The organism is Rugamonas sp. GW822-FHT03B10 (assembly GCF_058801745.1).
In genome coordinates this window covers 132,363-149,683 of record NZ_JBXANP010000012.1, presented here as the reverse complement: position 1 = coordinate 149,683, position 17,321 = coordinate 132,363, and the positions used below count along the sequence as shown (strand labels likewise).

Below are 17,321 nucleotides of genomic sequence, written 5' to 3'. Positions count from 1 at the left end.
GTCCGCGGCTGCCGGCGCTTAGGGCAGATTGCGCTTAGAGCTGGCGGCGCTTAGAGCAGGTCGATGCCGAAGCGGCGCATGACGAGTGCAAACGCGCCGAAGCAGGCGATCGTGATCGCTGCGCACGCCAGCAGCGTGGGCCAGAACCCGATGCGCGGCAGCAGGGCGGGGAATAGCAGGAACATTGGCAGCGTGGGGACGACGTACCAGAAGGTGTACCACGCGTGGTTGGCGATCTTTTGTTCCGGCTGATGCTCGACGTGCAGCCAGATCAGGGCGAGGAAGGTCACCAGCGGCAGCGCGGCCACCAGTCCGCCCAGCTTGTCGCTGCGTTTGGCGAACTCGGAAACGGCCACCACCACGGCCGATGTCACCAGATATTTAAAAATCAGCCAGGTCATCACGGTCCTCGTCAAACTTTCTTGAAGCGAGATTATAGACCCGGCTGGATCGCGTGCTGCCGGCTCAGGTCCGGTCCGACCACAGGCGGCCGGCCGTGGCCCAGTCTTCTTTTTTCAGCTCGTGGATGATGATGTCGACCGATTCAGGCGTGGCACCCAGGGTTTGCACGGTCGCCTCCGTGACGGCCTTGACGAACGCGCGCTTTTGTTCAAGCGTGCGGCCTTCGAAGACCTGGACATTAATGGTGGGCATACTCTCTCCTCGTAGATGGTTCAGCCACGGTAGCCGGGGCTGAGTTGATCGAGCTTGCGCAGCAGCGCAGGCCATTCCAGTGTGCCTTCCAGCGCGCCGTCAGCTTCCAGGTCGCGCTGGGCCTGCAGGCAGATGTCGTGCGGCGGCGCATGCAGTTGCGTGCCGCCGGCCTGGGCTTTGAGCTGCAAGCCGCACGCCTTGTCCAGTGTTTCCATCCGCACGAAGGCCTCGGCCACGGTGCGTCCGCACGCGAGCGAGCCGTGGTTACGCAACAGCAGCGCCGGATAGGCGCCCAGCCGTTCGACCAGGCGGAGCGCTTCGGAGGCTGTCAGCACCGGCCCCTCGTAGTCGTGGTAGCCCAGTTGCTGGTAGAAGCGCAGCGCATGCGACGGCAGCGGAAGCAAGCCTTCTCGCTGCGCGCCGACGGCGATGGCGTTGGCGTTATGCAGATGCATGACGCAGCCCAATTCGGGCCGCGCACCATGCACGGCCGCATGCAGCGCGAAGCCGGCGCGGTTGACGGGGTGTCCCGACAGGCCGACGACATTGCCGGCGCGGTCGACCTTGACCAGGTTGGATGCCCGCACCTCATCGAAGCGCAAGCCGAACGGGTTGATCAGGAAGTGGCCCGGCTGGTCCGGCACGGCGGCCGTGATGTGGGTGTAGACCACGTCATCCCAACCATACAGCGCGCACAGGCGGTAGCAGGCGGACAGGTCGACCCGGGTCTGCCATTCCGCCGCGCTGGTCACGCCGGCCGGCGTCAGGGCATCGCGGCCTTCTTTGGATAGTCGTTCCATGATCAGGGCTGGCGCTGGTGAACGACCTTGCCGGCCGCGTAGGTGGCGGCCACGGTGCGGTCGTCGCCCAGCAGCGCGATGGCGAACAGCAGCTCCTCGAGGCTGTCGGTACGTTCCGTGCGCCGCGCCAGCAGTGGCGTCGCCTGCGGGTCGAGCACCACGAAATCGGCTTCCGTGCCCGGCGCGAAATTGCCGATCGTGCCTTCCAGTTGCATGCTGCGCGCGCCGCCCAGCGTGGCCAGATAGAACATGCGCATCGCCTGCAGGTAGGTGCCGCCCATGCGGGCCACCTTGTACGCCTCGTTCATCGTTTGCAGCATGGAGAACGAGGTGCCGCCGCCCACGTCCGTCGCCAGCGACAGCGGTACCTGCGCCGCGTCGGCCCGCTCGAAATCGAACAGGCCGCTGCCCAGGAACAGGTTGGAGGTGGGGCAGATCGAGATGGCCGATTTGGTGTCGGCCATGCGGTTGCGGTCGGCGTCGTCCAGCCAGATGCAGTGCGCGTACATGGAGCGCGGGCGCAGCATGCCGTAGCGGTCGTACACGTCCATGTAGCTGCGGGCGTTGGGGAACAGCGATTTGACCCACGCCACTTCGTCCGTGTTCTCGGCCACGTGGGTTTGCAGGAAGGTGTCCGGATAGGCCTTGGCCAACGCGCCGGCCAGTTCCAGCTGCGCTTCCGTCGAAGTGGGGGCGAAGCGGGGCGTGATGGCGTACAGCTGGCGGCCCTTCTTATGCCAGCGCTGGATCAGTTCTTCGCTCTCGCGCGCGCCGGATTCGGCCGTGTCGCGCAGGAAGTCGGGGCAATGGCGGTCCATCAGTACCTTACCGGCGACCATGCGCAGGTTGCGCTTCTCGCTCTCGCCGAAGAAGGCGTCGACCGATTGCGGGTGCACGGTGCAGTAGACCATGGCGGTGGTGGTGCCGCAGCGGGTCAGTTCATCGAGGAAGAAGCTGGCCACGTTGGCGGCGTGCTCGGGATCGGCGAACTTGCGCTCGGTGGGGAAGGTGTATTTGTCCAGCCATGGCAGCAGGCCGGGCGCGGGCGAGGCGATCATGTCCGTCTGCGGGTAATGGACGTGGGTGTCGATGAAGCCGGGCGTGATCAGCTTGCCCCGGTAGTCGTGCACGGGCGTGCCCTCGGGCAGCAGGTGCACCAGTTGGGCGTAGTCGCCGGCCATGTGCACCTTGCCGTCGTTGACGATCAGCAGACCGTCCTCGTGCCAGTGGTGGGCGTTGGCGTGGTAGGCGGGGTCGTCGTGAAAATGCAGCAGGCTGGCGCGGTAGGCCTGAAAGGTGTGTGTGTTTGCCATGATCGTTCCGAATGTCGTTGGTGCTGTGCGTTACCTTGCCTTGGGCAGATGGTCGCTGACGGGCCTCGCGCGTGCGCGCGGGCCATCTGTCTCTGTTTGTGATGAAGCTAGCGCTGCGGCTAGTGGGATGGACAGCGATGCGGCGCTCCCGCCCCGGCGCTGCCGGAGAGTGAACGCGCCTGCGGAGCGGGCGAAATGGAAAGAATCAGGCGATGCATGTGTGGTCCTGGATTGGCGCTTCTACCGGCGCCGTGTTCGTTTGCGTTGGCGAGGCGAGTGCGGCGGCTTCCCACACCTGCATCAGCTGCGCGGCCACCGAGACGGCGATGACGGCTGGCGCCTTGTCGCGGATGCCGGGCAGGCCGATCGGGCAGGTCATGTCCGCCATGCGTTCGGCCGGGATGCCCCGCTCGCGCAGGCGTCGTTCGAATTGTACACGCTTGGTCGCCGATCCGATCAGGCCGAACCACGTGAAATCGCTGCGGCGCAGGATATGTTCGGACAGGTGCTGGTCCAGCGCGTGGCTGTGGGTCAGCACGAGGAAGCTGGCGCCGGCCGGCGCTTCGGCCACCACGGCTTCCGGCGTGTCGGTCGCCTCGATGCGGACATTGGCCGGCAGCGCGGACGGGAACATATCCTCGCGCTCGTCTATCCACACCACCTGGCACGGCAGATTCGCGAGCGCACGCACGATGGCCGCGCCCACGTGGCCGGCGCCGAACAGGTACAGGCGCGGGCGGTACGGCAGGCAGGAATCGAGCAGCCACTGGCGGCCATCGTCGTCAGGCCGCAACTTGCATTCCACGCCGGGACCGGGCAGCGGCAGCAGGGCGGGGCCGCTGCCGGTCAGGCGCTGGCCGGTCGCGTCGTACATGCTGGCCGCATCCATCGAATCGAGCGGCAGCAAACGCCAGCTATCGTGGCCCTCACCCCTGCGCCGCACCAGGTTGGCGAAATGCGCGTCCGCCTCCGGCATGATGCGCTCGAACGCCAGCTGCACGACGCCGCCGCAGCATTGGCCCAGGCTGGGGCCGAGCGGGAAACGCTCCAGCCGCCGCTGCCCCGCCAGCGCGTCGGCCGGCATCGCCAGCATGGCGCGGGCGATGTCGGTGGCGCGCATCTCCAGGTGGCCGCCGCCGATGGTGTCATAGGCGCCGTCGCGTGTGATGAGCATCTTGGCGCCCGCTTCGCGCGGCGCCGAGCCGGCCACCTGCGCCACCGTCACCAGCACGCGCGGCTCGGTCAGCGCGGCGGCGGCCTGCAGGGCGCTGGTCGGGGAGGACATATCGTGCGCCATGACGGTCAGCCTTGCGCCAGTTCCTGCACGGCGCCGATGGCGTTCAGGATCGCTTCGCTGGTCGCGGGCGCGCGCAACGGCGGGTTGAACTTGTGGTTCGCCACGCTGGAGCAGGCATCGCGGATGGCCAGGAACACCGAGAACGGCAGCAGCAGCGGCGGTTCGCCAACCGCCTTGGAGCGGTGGATGCTGTCGGTCACGTTGCGGTTCTTGAACAGGCGGATATCGAAGTTCTCCGGGCAGTCCGACACGCCGGGGATCTTGTAGGTCGAGGGCGCGTGCGTCATCAGCTTGCCGCTCGCGTTCCACCACAATTCCTCGGTGGTGAGCCAGCCCATGCCCTGCACGAAGGCGCCTTCCACCTGGCCCACGTCGAGGGCGGGGTTCAGGGACTGGCCGGCGTCGTACAGCGCGTTCACCTTCAACAGCTTCCATTCGCCGGTCAGCGTATCGACCACCACTTCCGACACCGAGGCGCCGTAGGCAAAGTACGAGAACGGATTGCCGCTCATGGTCTTCGGGTCCCAGTGCAGGCCGGGCGTGGCGTAGAAGCCGTCCGACCACAGCTGGACGCGCGCCATGTAGGCCTTCTGCACCAGTTCGGGGAAGGGGACGGCGGCGCCGTTCACGTGTATCTGACCGGCTTCGAAGCGCACGTCCTGCACCGCGCCGCCATGCAGCTTGATGGCGAATTCGGCCAGCCGCTGGCGGATCGTGTGCGCGGCATCCTGCGCGGCCTTGCCGTTCAGGTCCGCGCCGGTCGAAGCGGCCGTGGCGGAGGTGTTGGCCACCTTGCTGGTGTTGGTGGCGCTGGCACGCACCAGATCCAGTCCGATGCCCAGTTCATGCGCCACCACCTGGCATACCTTGGTGTTGATGCCCTGGCCCATCTCGGTGCCGCCATGGTTGACCAGCACCGAACCGTCCGTGTACACGTGCACCAGCGCGCCGGCCTGATTGAAATGGGTGACGTTGAACGCGATGCCGAACTTGACCGGCGTGAGCGCGAGGCCACGCTTGAGCACGGGGCTGGTGGCGTTGAAGGCATTGATCTCGTCGCGGCGCTTGCGGTAGTCGCTCTCGCTGACCAGTTGTTCGACCAGCTCGTGGATCACGTTGTCGACGATCTTCTGGCCGTACTGCGTGACGTTGCGGCCTTCCTCGTCGTTGCGGCCGTAGAAGTTGATCTTGCGGACGTCCAGCGCGTCCATGCCCAGGTTGCGCGCGATCTCGTCCACGATGTACTCGATCGCGATCGCACCCTGCGGACCGCCGAAACCACGGAAGGCCGTGTTGGACTGGGTGTTGGTCTTGCCGCACATGGCGCGGATGTCCACATCGCCCAGATAGTAGGTGTTGTCGAAGTGGCAGACGGCGCGCGTGGCCACCGGCGCCGACAGGTCAGCCGAGAAGCCGGCGCGCGACACCATCTGCACCTTGGCGGCCGTGATGCGGCCATCGTCGCCGTAGCCGATCTCGTACTCGTAGTGGAAGCAGTGGCGCTTGCCGGTGACCATCATGTCGTCGTCGCGGTCGGCGCGCAGCTTGACGGGGCGCTTGGTGCGCGCGGCCGAGATGGCGGCGCAGGCGGCCCACAGGGCGGACTGCGACTCCTTGCCGCCGAACGCGCCGCCCATGCGGCGGCATTCGACCACGATGTCATGCGAATGGCGGTGCAGGGCGTGCGCAACCACGTGCTGCATCTCGGTCGGGTGCTGGGTCGAGCAGTAGACGTGCATGCCTTCGCCTTCCTTCGGCACGGCGTAGGCGATCTGGCCCTCCAGGTAGAACTGCTCCTGGCCGCCCACCTGCAGCTCACCCTTGAGGATGTGCGTGGAGCGTTCGAACGCGGCCTGCGCATCGCCGCGCGCCAGATGCATGGGAGGCACGACGAACGATTGCGCATCGCGCGCGGCCTGCGGGGTCAGGATGGCCGGCAGTTCCTCGTATTCGATCACGGCCTTGCGGGCGGCGCGGCGCGCCTGCTCGTGGGTCTTCGCGACGACGATGAAGATCGGCTGGCCGATGTACTGCACCAGTCCCGGCGACAGGATGGGATCGTCGTGGATGATGGGGCCGCAGTCATTGGTGCCCGGGATATCCTTGTGGGTGTAGACGGCCACCACGCCGGGCATGCGGCGCACCGGCTCGAGGTCCATGGACAGAATATTGGCGTGCGCCTTGGACGACAGGCCCAGCGCGGCGTGCAGCGTGCCTTGCGCTTCGGCGATATCGTCGGTGTAAGTGGCTTCGCCCAGCACGTGCAGCACGGCCGATTCATGCTTGTGGGACTTGCCCACTTCGGCCCAGGCCATCGGCACGGGTTGGGTCAGGAAAGCTTCCGTTTTGCTGTTCATGCTGCGGCGCCTCCTTCAGCGTAGTTGAATGCGTTGATCGACTGGATGGGCATGGCGCCATCCGGGCGCGTCTCCAGCCAGAAGCGGCGCAGCAGGTTCTGGGCCGTCTTCATGCGGTAGTCGGCGCTGGCGCGCATGTCCGTCAGCGGCGTGTAGTCGCGGGCCAGGGCGGCCATCGCCAGTTGCAGGTTCTCCTCGTTCCACGGCTTGCCGTTCAGGGCCGCCTCGGCCTGCGGTGCGCGGCGCGAGGTGGCCGCCATGCCGCCGTAGGCGATGTGGGCGTCGCTGACGTTGCCGGCGTCGTCCAGCGTGATGGCGTAGGCGGCGCAGACGGCGGAGATGTCCTGGTCGTAGCGCTTGGCCAGTTTGTAGGTGCGGAACTGGACGCCCTGACGCGGCAGCGGAATGCGCACGGCTTCCACGAATTCGCCCGGTTGCCAGTCCTTCTTCATGTAATCGAGGTAGAACTTCTCCAGCAACAGCGTGCGCTGGCCCTGTGCGCTGCGCAGCACGATCTCCGCGCCGAGCGCGATCATCCACGGCGCCGAGTCGCCGATCGGCGAGCCGTTGGCGACACTGCCGCCCAGGGTGCCCGTGTTGCGGATAGGCTGGGAGGCGAAGCGCTGCCACATTTCGGTCAGCTCGTCCTTGTAGTGTTCGCAGACGGCGCCGTAGGCATCGTTCAGGTTCACCGCCGCGCCGATGTGCAGCATGCCGTCGCGCGTTTCGAGCGCGTGCAGTTCCTTGACCATGCGGACGTAGATGATGTCGCCGAGGTCGCGCATCTGCTTGGTCACCCACAGGCCCACGTCGGTGGAGCCGGCCACGATGGTGGCGTTGGGCTTTTCGGCCCGCAGCGTGGCCAGTTCGGCCAGGGTGCGGGGCGCGTGGAAGGTCTGGCCGTCGTGGCTGTAGCTGAACATGGCGTCGCGTTGGAGGGCTTGCAGCGCCGTCTTGAGCGTGGCGCGGTCGAACTGCACGGCCGGCAGCTCGCCCATGCGGCGCGCGGCGTCGATGATGGGGCGGTAGCCGGTGCAGCGGCACAGGTTACCGGACAGGGTTTCGTCGATGGTCTTGCGGCAGGGCGCTTCCGTCTGGCCTTCCTGCTTCAGGTACAGGCTCCACAGGGACATGGCGAAGCCGGGCGTGCAGAAACCGCACTGCGAGCCGTGGCATTCGACCAGCGCTTCCTGCACCGGATGCAAGGCGCCGTCGGCCTGCTGCAGGTCTTCGACCGTGAACACGGCCTTGCCGTCCAGGGTGGGGACGAACTGGATGCAGGAGTTGACCGACTGCATGGCCACTTCGCCATTGGGCTGAAGCTCGGCCACCACCACGGTGCAGGCGCCGCAATCGCCTTCGGCGCAGCCTTCCTTGGTGCCGGTGCAGTGCAGGTCTTCCCGCAGGTGCTGGAGCAGGGTACGGGTCGGTGCGCCTTGCGCGACGGTGTGGACTTCGCCGCGATAGAAAAATCGGATAGGTTCTGACATGGATGCTCCGCGCTGTTGAACTGATGCTGTTTGCACAGGTTAGCAGCCACCGGCCCCCTCACCAATATCGGGACCGCCATGGCTGCTATGTTCAATTAAGTATAGAAAACTGCGTATGTATCGCTTGATGCTGATAAAACAGTGCTGTTACGTCAGGATTTCGGCTGGAAGTTGCGCAGGAAGTCCAGGAAGATCTGGGCCGACACCTCGGCATCGTCGGCCGTCATGGTTTCCAGCGGGTTGTGGCTGATGCCGCCGTTGCCGCAACGCGTGAACAGCATGGCCACATCGGTCATGCGCGCCAGCGCCATCGCGTCGTGGCCGGCGCCCGAGGGCAGCTCGAACACTTCCACGCCGGCCCGCTCGGTGGCGGCGGCGAACTGGCGCACCAGCCACGGCGCGCACGGCGCGGCCGGCGCGGACATGATCTTGGTGACCTTGATTTCGACCTGGCGGCGGGCGCAGATGGCTTCGGCCTGGTTCAGGATGTCGGCCACGGCCGCATCGCGCGTCGCGTCGTCGGCGGCGCGGATGTCGAGCGACAGCTTGCATGCGCCGGGAATCACGTTGACGGAACCGTCGGGCACCTGCAACTGGCCCACGGTGCCCACCAGCGACGGCGCCTGGCCGGCGCGCTGCTCGACGAACAGCACGATTTCGGCGGCGGCGGCGGCGGCGTCCTTGCGCATGGTCATGGGTGTGGTGCCGGCATGGCTGGCAAGACCGGTCAGCTCGACCTGATAGCGGCAGCTGCCGGCGATGGAACTGACCACGCCCACGGGCAGATCACGGTTCAGCAGCACCGGGCCTTGTTCGATATGGACTTCCACGAAGGCCAGCACGTCCTCCGGCTTACGGCCGATGGCGGGAATCGTGCTCACGTCGTGGCCGGCCTCGGTCAGCGCCTCGCGCATGGAGATGCCCTGGGCGTCCACCTTGTCCAGCAGCGCCATGTCGAACTGGCCGATGATGGCGTTGCTGCCGAGGAAGGTGCTTTGATAGCGCACGCCTTCCTCTTCCGAGAAGCCGATGATCTCGACGTTGAACGGTAGCCGTTCGCCGCGCTCGTGCATGTACTTGACCACGGCGATGGGCAGCAGGATGCCTTCGCGGCCGTCGTACTTGCCGCCGTTGCGCACCGTGTCGTAGTGCGAGCCGGTCATCAGGGTCTTGGCGCCCGGGCGGTCTGCCAGATAGCGGCCCACCACGTTGCCGACCGGGTCGATGTGTACCTGCATGCCCGCTTCCGTCATCCACTCGGCCAGCTGGGCCGCCGTTTTGCGGTGGGCCGGCGTCATGTAGGCGCAGGTCAGGTTGTCGGGATCGTCGCTCCATGCGCCGATGATCTCGGACCAGGCCATGATGGTGGGGCCGAAGTGGAATTGCAGGTCCATCAGGTGGTTCAGGCGCATGGCGGCGATGCGGCCGATCTGGCGCAGGCATTCGGCCAGTTCATCGTCGCGCTGGGCGCGCAGGCGGCGCGTGAAGTGGGCGATGATTTCCTGGCGGGTGAGGCCGTTGCCGGTCGGGCCTTTCACGGCCAGGATGAAGGGGAAGCCGAAGCGCGCGTTGTATTCAGCGTTCAGGCGATGCAGCGTGGCCAGCTCCTCCGGGCTGCACTGGGTCAGGCCGGCCCGGGCTTGTTCGCCCGTCGATTCGGCGGTCAGCGTGCCCGCGAGGGCTGCTTTGCCGGCCAACTCGGGGTGGGCGCGCACCAGGCCCAGTTGTTCCTCGACGCTGGCCTGGCGCACCACTTGCTCCAGCGCCTGCTTGAGGGCGGTGACGGTGGCGTAGGGACGGCCGGCGGCGGCGCGCTCGGGAATCCAGGGCGAATGTTCGTACAGGCCATGCAGCAGGCGCGTGAATTCGTCGGCGCCGCATTGGTTCAGGTGTTCGAGTGTGATCGTCATTGTTGTGCAGGCGGCCCCACCGGCCTGTCTCCTCAGCTATTGGTGATCGGCGCATGGGACCTGGCGCCGTCGTCCTTGGTATATGAGGAATAGTATAGGCACGGGGACGCTCCTATATAAGCAGTTGCACATACGGGAGTTCAGCATGCGCATATGGCAAGTGTTGCCGGTGTGCCACGACGTAGCTTAATTGGGGTACGTCCCCGATTAAGTCATTTGCCGCTCAGGGCGGCGGCCGCCTGCGTGATCTGGTCGCGCAGCCATTTGTGCTCGGGCGCCTGGTGCACGCGCTCGTGCCACAGCTGGTAGAAGCGCATCGGCGGGAAGCGCAGCGGCACCGTGTAGACCTTGATCGGCAGGTTGCGCTCGTAGAAGCGCAGGTACTGGCGCCCCGTCGTCAGCACCAGGTCCGTTTGCGTGAGCATGTGCGGGATCAGGCTGAAATAGGCCGATTCCACCATCACGTTGCGCTCCAGCCCATGTTCGGCCAGGAAGCTGTCGATCACGCCATGGAAGCCGGGCAGGGTGGGCGAGGGCGCCACGTGCGGCAGGTTCAGGTAGTCGTCCACCGTCATCTCGTTGGCGTCGGTGCGCTTGGCGTACGGCGAATCGGCGCGCATGGCGCAGACGATGGGGTCTTCGAACAGGCGTGACAGGTGCAGATGCTCGGGCGGCTCCTGCCAGTTGCCGATGATGAGGTCCAGATCGCCGTCCGACAGCATGCGGATCGAGTCCACTTCCGCCCCCAGGCTCTGGATGATGATGCGGCTTTTGGGCGACTCGCGTCGCAAGCGCGCCACAACTGTCGGCAAAAATTGAATGTCGAGGTAGTCCGGCGCGCCGATGCGGAAGGTGCGGCTTTCCTCCATCGAGGCGAACGGCGTCTTCTGCAAAAACAGCTGCCCCACTTCGTCCAGGATGCGCTTGGCGGGCTTCTTCAAGCTCTCGCCGTGCTGGGTCGGCACCATGCCCCGTCCACCGCGCACCAGCAGCGGATCGCCCGTCAATTCACGCAGTTTGCGCAGCGAGGCGGAGATGGAGGGCTGCGGCTGGTCCAGCTTGAGCGCCACGCGCGAGACGTTCTTTTCGCACAGCAGCAGGTACAGGATGCGGATCAGGTGCAGGTCTAAGTGATCGGGTAATTGGGCCATGACTTTATCTGTGTATAACTTTGTTCCTATTTTTAATATACGTCGATTCCAATGTGAAAGGCCAGAATTAGTTTTATCGTTCAGGCCATACCACGCACCGCAGTGCGTGGTCTTCAAATCGGTCGCAGCGGAGCTCTCAACAGTTCGCGGCCAACAGGGACCAAGTCCCAATCGTCTGGAGCGCCCGCGGTGGCAGACGAGCTTAAATCCAATCAAGAGGAAGACATGGAACTGCTCGCATATGGCGTGGACTGGCTCAATCTATTGGTGCGCTGGCTGCACCTGATCACGGGGATCGCCTGGATAGGCGCCTCCTTCTACTTCGTCTGGCTCGACAACAGCATCCGTCCGCCCAAGCCCGGCTCCGACCTGGCCAAGAAGGGCGTGTCGGGCGAATTGTGGGCCGTGCACGGCGGCGGTTTCTACAACCCGCAGAAATACCTGGTGTCGCCGGCCGAGCTGCCGTCGGACCTGCACTGGTTCAAATGGGAAGCGTATGCCACCTGGCTGTCGGGCTTCTCGCTGCTGTTCATCGTCTACTACTTCAACGCCTCGGCCATGATGATCGACAAGTCGGTGGCCGACCTGAGCCAGGGCCAGGCGATCGCCATCGGCCTGGGCAGCCTGCTGTTCGGCTGGATCGTCTACGACGCCCTGTGCCGCTCGCCGCTGGGCAAGCGCGAAGGCTTGCTGGCCATCGTCATGTACGTGTTCATCGTCGCCATGGCCTACGTGCTGACCCACTTCCTGAGCGGCCGCGCCGCCTACATCCACGTCGGCGCCATGATCGGCACCATGATGGTCGGTAATGTGCTGATGCTGATCATCCCCGGCCAGCGCAAGCTGGTGCAGGCGATGGCGCGCGGCGAGTCGCCCGATCCCATCCACGGCAAGAAGGCCAAGCAGCGCTCCGTGCACAACAACTACTTCACGCTGCCGGTGCTGCTCATCATGATCAGCAACCACTATGCGATGACCTACAGCCACGCCTATAGCTGGGCGCTGCTGGGCGCCATCATCGCGGCCGGTGTGCTGATCCGCCACTTCTTCAACCTGCGCCACCACGGCCGCACGGCCTGGGGCTTCCCTGCCGCCGGCTGCGCCATCCTGCTGGCCGTCGCCATCGTGATCGCCCCGCACCCGGCGGCCCGTGCCGCACAGACCGCCCAAGGTGGCGTGAGCGACGACGAACATGCCGCCGCCGTGGCCGCGCCGGAGTTCGGCCGCGTGCAAGCCATCATCAACCAGCGTTGCGTGAGCTGCCACTCGGCCACGCCGACCCAGCCTGGTTTCGCCACCGCGCCGGCCGGCATCATGCTCAATACTCCGGAGTTGATCCACCAGAACGCGGCCAAGGTCAACCAGCAGGCCGTGGTGCTGAAGGCTATGCCGATCGGGAACATGACCAACATCACGCCGGAGGAACGGGCCGAAATCGGCGCCTGGTTCGCGGCCGGCGCCAACTGAGCGCACCAACACACATTAAGAGAACGAACATGACAACGACAACCATCAACGGTTTCAACCTGACGGCGGCCCAAGTGGTGGCCGTGGCGCGCGACCACAGCATCGAAGTGAACCTGGCCGCGTCCTCGCGCGCGGCCCTGAAGGAAAGCCGCGACTACATCGAATCGACCTGGATGCACGATGAGGCGCCGATGATGTACAGCTTTAACACCGGCGTGGGCATGCTCAAGGACACCCGCGTCAAGGTGCAGGACATCAATCTGTTCCAGACCCAGTTGATCAAGGCCCACGCGGCCGGCATGGGCGAGCCGTTCCCGGAGGAGGTGAGCCGCGCCACCATGCTGCTGCGCGCCAACGCCTTCGCCAGCAACTACTCGGCGCCGCGCGTGGAAGTGGTGGACCGCCTGCTGGCCTTCGTCAACGCCGGCATCCACCCCATCATGCCGCAGAAGGGTTCCGTGGGCGCCTCGGGCGACCTGGCGCCGCTGTCCTACCTGGCGGCCGCCATCTGCGGCTTCGAACAGGCCGAGGTGATGTACCGGGGCCAGCGCATGGCGGCGCCGGAGGCGATCCGCGCCTCTGGCGTGGGCCCGGTGGAATTCGAACTGAAGGCCAAGGACGCCTCGGCCCTGATCAACGGCTGCACCGTGTCGCTGGCCGTGGCCCTGCTGGCTGCCGCGGACGCGCGCAACCTGCTGTCGGACGCCTGCCTGTCACTGGGCCTGACGCTGGAGGCGATGCGGGCCGAGATGTCGGCCTTCGATCCGCGCATCCACACGGCGCGCCCGCACGCGGGCCAGATCAAGACGGCGGCCATCGTGCGCAATCTGCTCGAAGGCTCCACCCGCACCACGCACGCCGCGCGCGCCGTGCAGTTCCCGGAGGAGCAGCGCCGCACCGACATTCCCTATACGGCCCGCATCCAGGACGTGTATTCGCTGCGCTGCGCGCCGCAGGTGTACGGCCCCGTGTTCGACGCGCTCGACTACATCGACACCATCATCGACAAGGAGGTCAATTCGGCCACCGACAACCCGCTGATCTTCAGCAAGGACGAAGGCGGCTTCGAGATCATCTCGGGCGGTAACTTCCACGGCCAGTACCTGGCGCAGGCGATGGACTTGCTGGCCATGGCCGTGGCCGACCTGGGCAGCATCGTCGAGCGCCGCGTGGCGCGATTGATCGACCCCACGCTGTCGTGGGGCCTGCCGCGCAACCTGATGTCGGGCGTGCGTGGCGTGAACACCGGCTACCCCGTCGTGCAGTGCTCACTGAGTTCGCTGGTGATGGAGAACCGCACGCTGTGCATGCCCGGCAGCGTCGACTCGATCCCGGCCAAGGGCAACAGCGAAGACCACGTGTCCAATTCCACCTGGTGCGCGCGTAAGGCCGCCGTTGTGGTGTCGAACACACAGTACATCGTCGGCGTGGAGATGTTGTTGGCGGCCCAGGCGCTCACCATGACCGAGCACCTGCTGCCCGGCTTCACGCTGGGCAAAGGCACGGCGGCCGCCTACGCCTCGGTGCGAAGCCAGATCCCGGCCTGCCTCGATGGCGACCGCTGGTTCCACGACGACATCGACATGGCGCGCTCCTTCGTCACCACCGGCTCGGTGCGCAAGGCCGTCGAGGCACAGATCGGACAATTCGTATAAACCGGCAGGTCATCCAATCAGAGGAGGGCGGGAAGGGGCGGGCGCCGAACACCATGCGGCGCGCCCCCGGCTGTTATGGGAAATAGCAGATAGCAAGTATGCCGTCACCCGTACTTGGCGTGACGGCGGCTGGGATAAGGTCACACCTGACCATCGCCGATTGTTCCCTTGTTTAATCGGCATGGCAAGAGCAGTACTAAAACAGAACATGGAGACAAAAATGTTGTTACTCGAGAAATTCTTCAAACTGAAGGAAAACGGCACGGACGTGCGCACCGAACTGGTCGCCGGCCTCACCACTTTCCTGACCATGGCGTATATCATCTTCGTCAACCCCTCCATCCTCGGCGACGCCGGCATGCCCAAAGGCGCCGTGTTCGTCGCCACCTGTGTCGCCGCCGCACTGGGCTGCCTGGTCATGGGCCTGTACGCGAACTATCCGATCGCGCTGGCGCCGGGCATGGGGCTGAACGCCTACTTCGCCTATGTCGTCGTCAAAGGCATGGGCATGCCGTGGCAAATGGCGCTCGGCGCCGTGTTCATCTCGGGTTGCCTGTTCCTGTTCGTGAGCATATTTAAGCTGCGCGAGATGATCGTCAATGGGATACCGCATTCGATCCGTACCGCCATCACGGTCGGCATCGGCCTGTTCCTCGGTCTGATCTCGCTGAAAAGCGCCGGCATCGTGGTGGCCAATCCCGCCACGCTGGTGGGCGTGGGCAACCTGCATTCGGCGCCCGTGATCCTGGCCATCTTCGGCTTCTTCCTGATCGTGGCGCTCGACAAACTGCAAGTGAAGGGCGCGATCCTGATCGGCATCCTGTCCGTGACGGTGCTGAGCTTCTTCTTCGGCGGCAACCAGTTCAACGGCGTGGTCTCGGCGCCGCCCACCCTGGAACCGACGTTCTTCAAGCTCGATGTGATGGGCGCCGTCTCCGTCGGCCTGCTGAACGTGGTGCTGGTGTTCTTCCTGGTCGAACTGTTCGACGCCACCGGCACCCTGATGGGCGTGGCCAACCGCGCCGGCCTGCTGGTGAACGGCAAAATGGAACGTCTGAACAAGGCGCTGCTGGCCGACAGCTGCGCCATCGTGGCCGGCTCCATGCTGGGCACCTCGAGCACCACGGCCTACATCGAAAGCGCAGCCGGCGTGCAAGCGGGCGGCCGCACGGGCCTGACCGCCGTCGCCGTCGCCGTGCTGTTCCTGGCGGCCCTGTTCATCTCGCCGCTGGCGGGTGTGGTGCCGGCCTACGCCACCGCACCGGCCCTGCTGTATGTGGCTTGCCTGATGCTGCGCGAACTGGTCGACATCGACTGGAGCGACACCACCGAAAGCGTGCCGGCGGCCATCGCGGCGCTGACCATGCCGTTCACCTACTCGATCGCCCTGGGCGTGGCCTTCGGCTTCATCTCCTACGCGATCCTGAAGCTGCTGACGGGCCGGGTGCGCGAAGTGCGTCCCGTGATCTGGGCCATCGCCTGCGTGTTCACCTTCAAATTCGTCTACCTCGGCGCAGGCTGAGGCGGCGTCCTTCCTTTCCCCCTGCGGTGCAGCCGTGCCGGCGCCAGCGATGGCGCCGGCGGGGCGCGCCGCGTCCATCGCAACCGTAACATCATGATAAAAACGACAATGAGACAGCTGCCACAATTCATTTCCATCGCCTGCCTGTGCCTGGCCGGCACCGCCGCCCACGCCGCCACCTGGAGCGACACCTCCATCAGCTGGCGCACCGGCAACGACTACCGCGAACCGTTCAATCCCAAGGACATCAAGAAGAACATCTTCGCGCTCACCAGCGTCAGCGGCTACGCCTACGGCACCAATTTCTTCAACGTGGACCTGCTGCTATCGGACAAGAACGACCCGGCCTCGCTGACCCAGACCTCGGGCGCGCAGGAAGCGTACGTCGTGTACCGTCACACGCTGGACCTGGCCAAGGTCAGCGGCACCAGTATGAAGTTCGGCCCCGTCAGCAGCGTGGGCCTGACGGCCGGCTTCGACGTCAACACCAAGAACGACGTCGGCTACAACTCGCGCAAACGCATGCTGGTGCTGGGCCCCACGCTGATGTGGGACGTGCCGGGCCACCTGAACACCAGCCTGCTGCTGCTCAACGAAAGCAACGCCCCCAGCGGCGCGTTCCCGCCGATCTCCACCGTCACCGGCCGCTACACCTACAAGACGCACGCCATGCTGACGGCCGACTGGGGCATTCCCGTCACATCGCTGGTGTCGTTTGAAGGTTTCGCGAATTTCATCGCCGCCAAGGGCAAGGATGAAGTGGGCAACGACACGGGCGCCGAAACCAACATCGACATGCAATTGATGCTGGACGCCGGCGCCGCCATGGGACACGCCAAAAACGTGTTCAAGGTCGGTATCGAATACCAGTACTGGCGCAACAAGTTCGGCAATACCTCGGCAACCACGGGCGGCCAGGGCTACGTCGCCAGGACGCCGATGCTGCGCGCCGAGTACCACTTCTAACGCCGCAAGAACAAACCGGGGTCAGGTCATGAAATTGCGCAACTTGCGCAATTTTATGACCTGACCCCGGTTTTTTTTGGGCGCGGATTCGTTCAGGCCATCAGGCTCAGTTTGACGAACACGCACAGCAGCGTCCACACCAGGGCGCCGACGGCGTAGGCCTGGGAGCACACTTCCTGGGCTTCCATCTCATTCGAGATCTTGAGGATGGTGGTGCTGCCCTGGAACAGCAGCATCAGCGCGGCCAGCAGACCCAGCACCAGCAGCGACACCGTCAGCAGCAGGCTCGGTATGGCCAGCGCCAGCGCGGACAGCCACATCGGCACGGCGGAGATCGCGGACAGCATCAGCGTGTCGCGGAACTCCACCCGCACCTGGTGCGATTCGGCGATGGTCTTGATGGCCTGGGCCATCAGCGGCACCGTGCACAGCTCGGCCACCAGGAACAGCGCGGCGATCATCTGGAAGCGCTCCGGCGTGGCCGACATCCAATACACTTCCGGATGGTGGACGCCGGCGTATATCAGCATGGCTGGTGGAATCAGCGATAACGGCAATACCAGCGACAACAGCGTCTTCCACACGGCGGGATGCACCGTGCTCAATTTGTCCCATGCGCCGTGCGCCGAAAACGGCATCTTCAAATAGTCTAACGTGCTCATATCGCATCTCCCGGAGTTGATTTGGCTTGTGACCGGCAGGGATGGCGGATGCACCCCCGTTGAGCAAACTATATCAC

The 17,321-nt window shown here is 65.3% G+C and carries 14 protein-coding genes; 4 read left to right on the top strand and 10 right to left on the bottom strand.

The window, feature by feature from the left end:
- Positions 1–50 precede the first annotated feature (50 nt).
- From AC1RQG_RS19200 to AC1RQG_RS19160, 9 genes are all read right to left on the bottom strand, one after another.
- Positions 51–401: a DUF3147 family protein gene (locus tag AC1RQG_RS19200; RefSeq protein WP_493133608.1), complete on the bottom strand. Its 351-nt coding sequence runs from the start codon at positions 399–401 to the stop codon at positions 51–53.
- A 64-nt stretch (positions 402–465) separates the two neighbouring features.
- Positions 466–654 carry a 4-oxalocrotonate tautomerase gene (locus tag AC1RQG_RS19195; protein WP_182213814.1) on the bottom strand — a complete coding sequence of 63 codons (189 nt, stop codon included), beginning with the start codon at positions 652–654 and terminating at the stop codon, positions 466–468.
- 20 nt (positions 655–674) lie between these two features.
- The gene (locus tag AC1RQG_RS19190) at positions 675–1,454 is read right to left on the bottom strand and encodes a class II aldolase/adducin family protein (RefSeq protein WP_493133605.1); all 780 of its coding nucleotides are present in this window, start codon (positions 1,452–1,454) and stop codon (positions 675–677) included.
- Between the two features lie 2 nt (positions 1,455–1,456).
- Positions 1,457–2,767: a guanine deaminase gene (gene guaD, locus AC1RQG_RS19185; RefSeq protein ID WP_493133603.1), complete on the bottom strand. Its 1,311-nt coding sequence runs from the start codon at positions 2,765–2,767 to the stop codon at positions 1,457–1,459.
- A 205-nt stretch (positions 2,768–2,972) separates the two neighbouring features.
- Entirely contained in the window at positions 2,973–4,052 is a 1,080-nt protein-coding gene (gene xdhC, locus AC1RQG_RS19180; protein ID WP_493133602.1) for a xanthine dehydrogenase accessory protein XdhC, read from the bottom strand.
- Positions 4,053–4,069: 17 nt separating this feature from the next.
- Positions 4,070–6,421 (bottom strand): xanthine dehydrogenase molybdopterin binding subunit, encoded by a 2,352-nt coding sequence (gene xdhB, locus AC1RQG_RS19175; RefSeq protein ID WP_493133601.1) that lies wholly within the window; start codon positions 6,419–6,421, stop codon positions 4,070–4,072.
- On the bottom strand, positions 6,418–7,911 hold the full coding sequence (gene xdhA / locus AC1RQG_RS19170; RefSeq protein ID WP_493133599.1) for a xanthine dehydrogenase small subunit: 1,494 nt from the start codon (positions 7,909–7,911) through the stop codon (positions 6,418–6,420). Before xdhA ends, xdhB begins: the two co-directional genes overlap by 4 nt.
- A 152-nt stretch (positions 7,912–8,063) precedes the next feature.
- Positions 8,064–9,821 carry an allantoate amidohydrolase gene (locus AC1RQG_RS19165; RefSeq protein WP_493133597.1) on the bottom strand — a complete coding sequence of 586 codons (1,758 nt, stop codon included), beginning with the start codon at positions 9,819–9,821 and terminating at the stop codon, positions 8,064–8,066.
- A gap of 212 nt (positions 9,822–10,033) precedes the next feature.
- On the bottom strand, positions 10,034–10,972 hold the full coding sequence (locus tag AC1RQG_RS19160; RefSeq protein ID WP_493133595.1) for a LysR family transcriptional regulator: 939 nt from the start codon (positions 10,970–10,972) through the stop codon (positions 10,034–10,036).
- A 225-nt stretch (positions 10,973–11,197) separates the two neighbouring features.
- Here AC1RQG_RS19160 and AC1RQG_RS19155 point away from each other — a divergent pair, with 225 nt between their 5' ends.
- The 4 genes from AC1RQG_RS19155 (at position 11,198) to AC1RQG_RS19140 (ending at position 16,582) form a co-directional block, all read left to right on the top strand.
- The gene (locus AC1RQG_RS19155; protein WP_493133593.1) at positions 11,198–12,439 is read left to right on the top strand and encodes a urate hydroxylase PuuD; all 1,242 of its coding nucleotides are present in this window, start codon (positions 11,198–11,200) and stop codon (positions 12,437–12,439) included.
- A gap of 29 nt (positions 12,440–12,468) precedes the next feature.
- Entirely contained in the window at positions 12,469–14,094 is a 1,626-nt protein-coding gene (locus AC1RQG_RS19150) for an HAL/PAL/TAL family ammonia-lyase (protein WP_493133591.1), read from the top strand.
- 220 nt (positions 14,095–14,314) lie between these two features.
- Complete coding sequence (locus AC1RQG_RS19145; protein ID WP_493133589.1) at positions 14,315–15,616, top strand: NCS2 family permease; 1,302 nt, start codon at positions 14,315–14,317, stop codon at positions 15,614–15,616.
- 108 nt (positions 15,617–15,724) lie between these two features.
- Positions 15,725–16,582, top strand: coding sequence for an outer envelope protein (locus tag AC1RQG_RS19140; RefSeq protein ID WP_493133587.1), 858 nt, complete (start codon positions 15,725–15,727; stop codon positions 16,580–16,582).
- 92 nt (positions 16,583–16,674) lie between these two features.
- Here AC1RQG_RS19140 and AC1RQG_RS19135 read toward each other — a convergent pair whose 3' ends face one another.
- On the bottom strand, positions 16,675–17,244 hold the full coding sequence (locus AC1RQG_RS19135) for a YIP1 family protein (protein WP_493133584.1): 570 nt from the start codon (positions 17,242–17,244) through the stop codon (positions 16,675–16,677).
- Positions 17,245–17,321 lie beyond the last annotated feature (77 nt).

What these genes read in the sequence shown, in the direction of transcription:
- AC1RQG_RS19160 (WP_493133595.1), bottom strand. Translation starts at nt 10,972, where the DNA reads ATGGCCCAATTACCCGATCACTTAGACCTGCACCTGATCCGCATCCTG.
- AC1RQG_RS19190 (WP_493133605.1), bottom strand. Translation starts at nt 1,454, where the DNA reads ATGGAACGACTATCCAAAGAAGGCCGCGATGCCCTGACGCCGGCCGGC.
- xdhA (WP_493133599.1), bottom strand. Translation starts at nt 7,911, where the DNA reads ATGTCAGAACCTATCCGATTTTTCTATCGCGGCGAAGTCCACACCGTC.
- xdhC (WP_493133602.1), bottom strand. Translation starts at nt 4,052, where the DNA reads ATGTCCTCCCCGACCAGCGCCCTGCAGGCCGCCGCCGCGCTGACCGAG.
- AC1RQG_RS19200 (WP_493133608.1), bottom strand. Translation starts at nt 401, where the DNA reads ATGACCTGGCTGATTTTTAAATATCTGGTGACATCGGCCGTGGTGGTG.
- AC1RQG_RS19140 (WP_493133587.1), top strand. Translation starts at nt 15,725, where the DNA reads ATGAGACAGCTGCCACAATTCATTTCCATCGCCTGCCTGTGCCTGGCC.
- AC1RQG_RS19135 (WP_493133584.1), bottom strand. Translation starts at nt 17,244, where the DNA reads ATGAGCACGTTAGACTATTTGAAGATGCCGTTTTCGGCGCACGGCGCA.
- AC1RQG_RS19165 (WP_493133597.1), bottom strand. Translation starts at nt 9,821, where the DNA reads ATGACGATCACACTCGAACACCTGAACCAATGCGGCGCCGACGAATTC.
- guaD (WP_493133603.1), bottom strand. Translation starts at nt 2,767, where the DNA reads ATGGCAAACACACACACCTTTCAGGCCTACCGCGCCAGCCTGCTGCAT.
- AC1RQG_RS19155 (WP_493133593.1), top strand. Translation starts at nt 11,198, where the DNA reads ATGGAACTGCTCGCATATGGCGTGGACTGGCTCAATCTATTGGTGCGC.
- AC1RQG_RS19195 (WP_182213814.1), bottom strand. Translation starts at nt 654, where the DNA reads ATGCCCACCATTAATGTCCAGGTCTTCGAAGGCCGCACGCTTGAACAA.
- AC1RQG_RS19145 (WP_493133589.1), top strand. Translation starts at nt 14,315, where the DNA reads ATGTTGTTACTCGAGAAATTCTTCAAACTGAAGGAAAACGGCACGGAC.
- xdhB (WP_493133601.1), bottom strand. Translation starts at nt 6,421, where the DNA reads ATGAACAGCAAAACGGAAGCTTTCCTGACCCAACCCGTGCCGATGGCC.
- AC1RQG_RS19150 (WP_493133591.1), top strand. Translation starts at nt 12,469, where the DNA reads ATGACAACGACAACCATCAACGGTTTCAACCTGACGGCGGCCCAAGTG.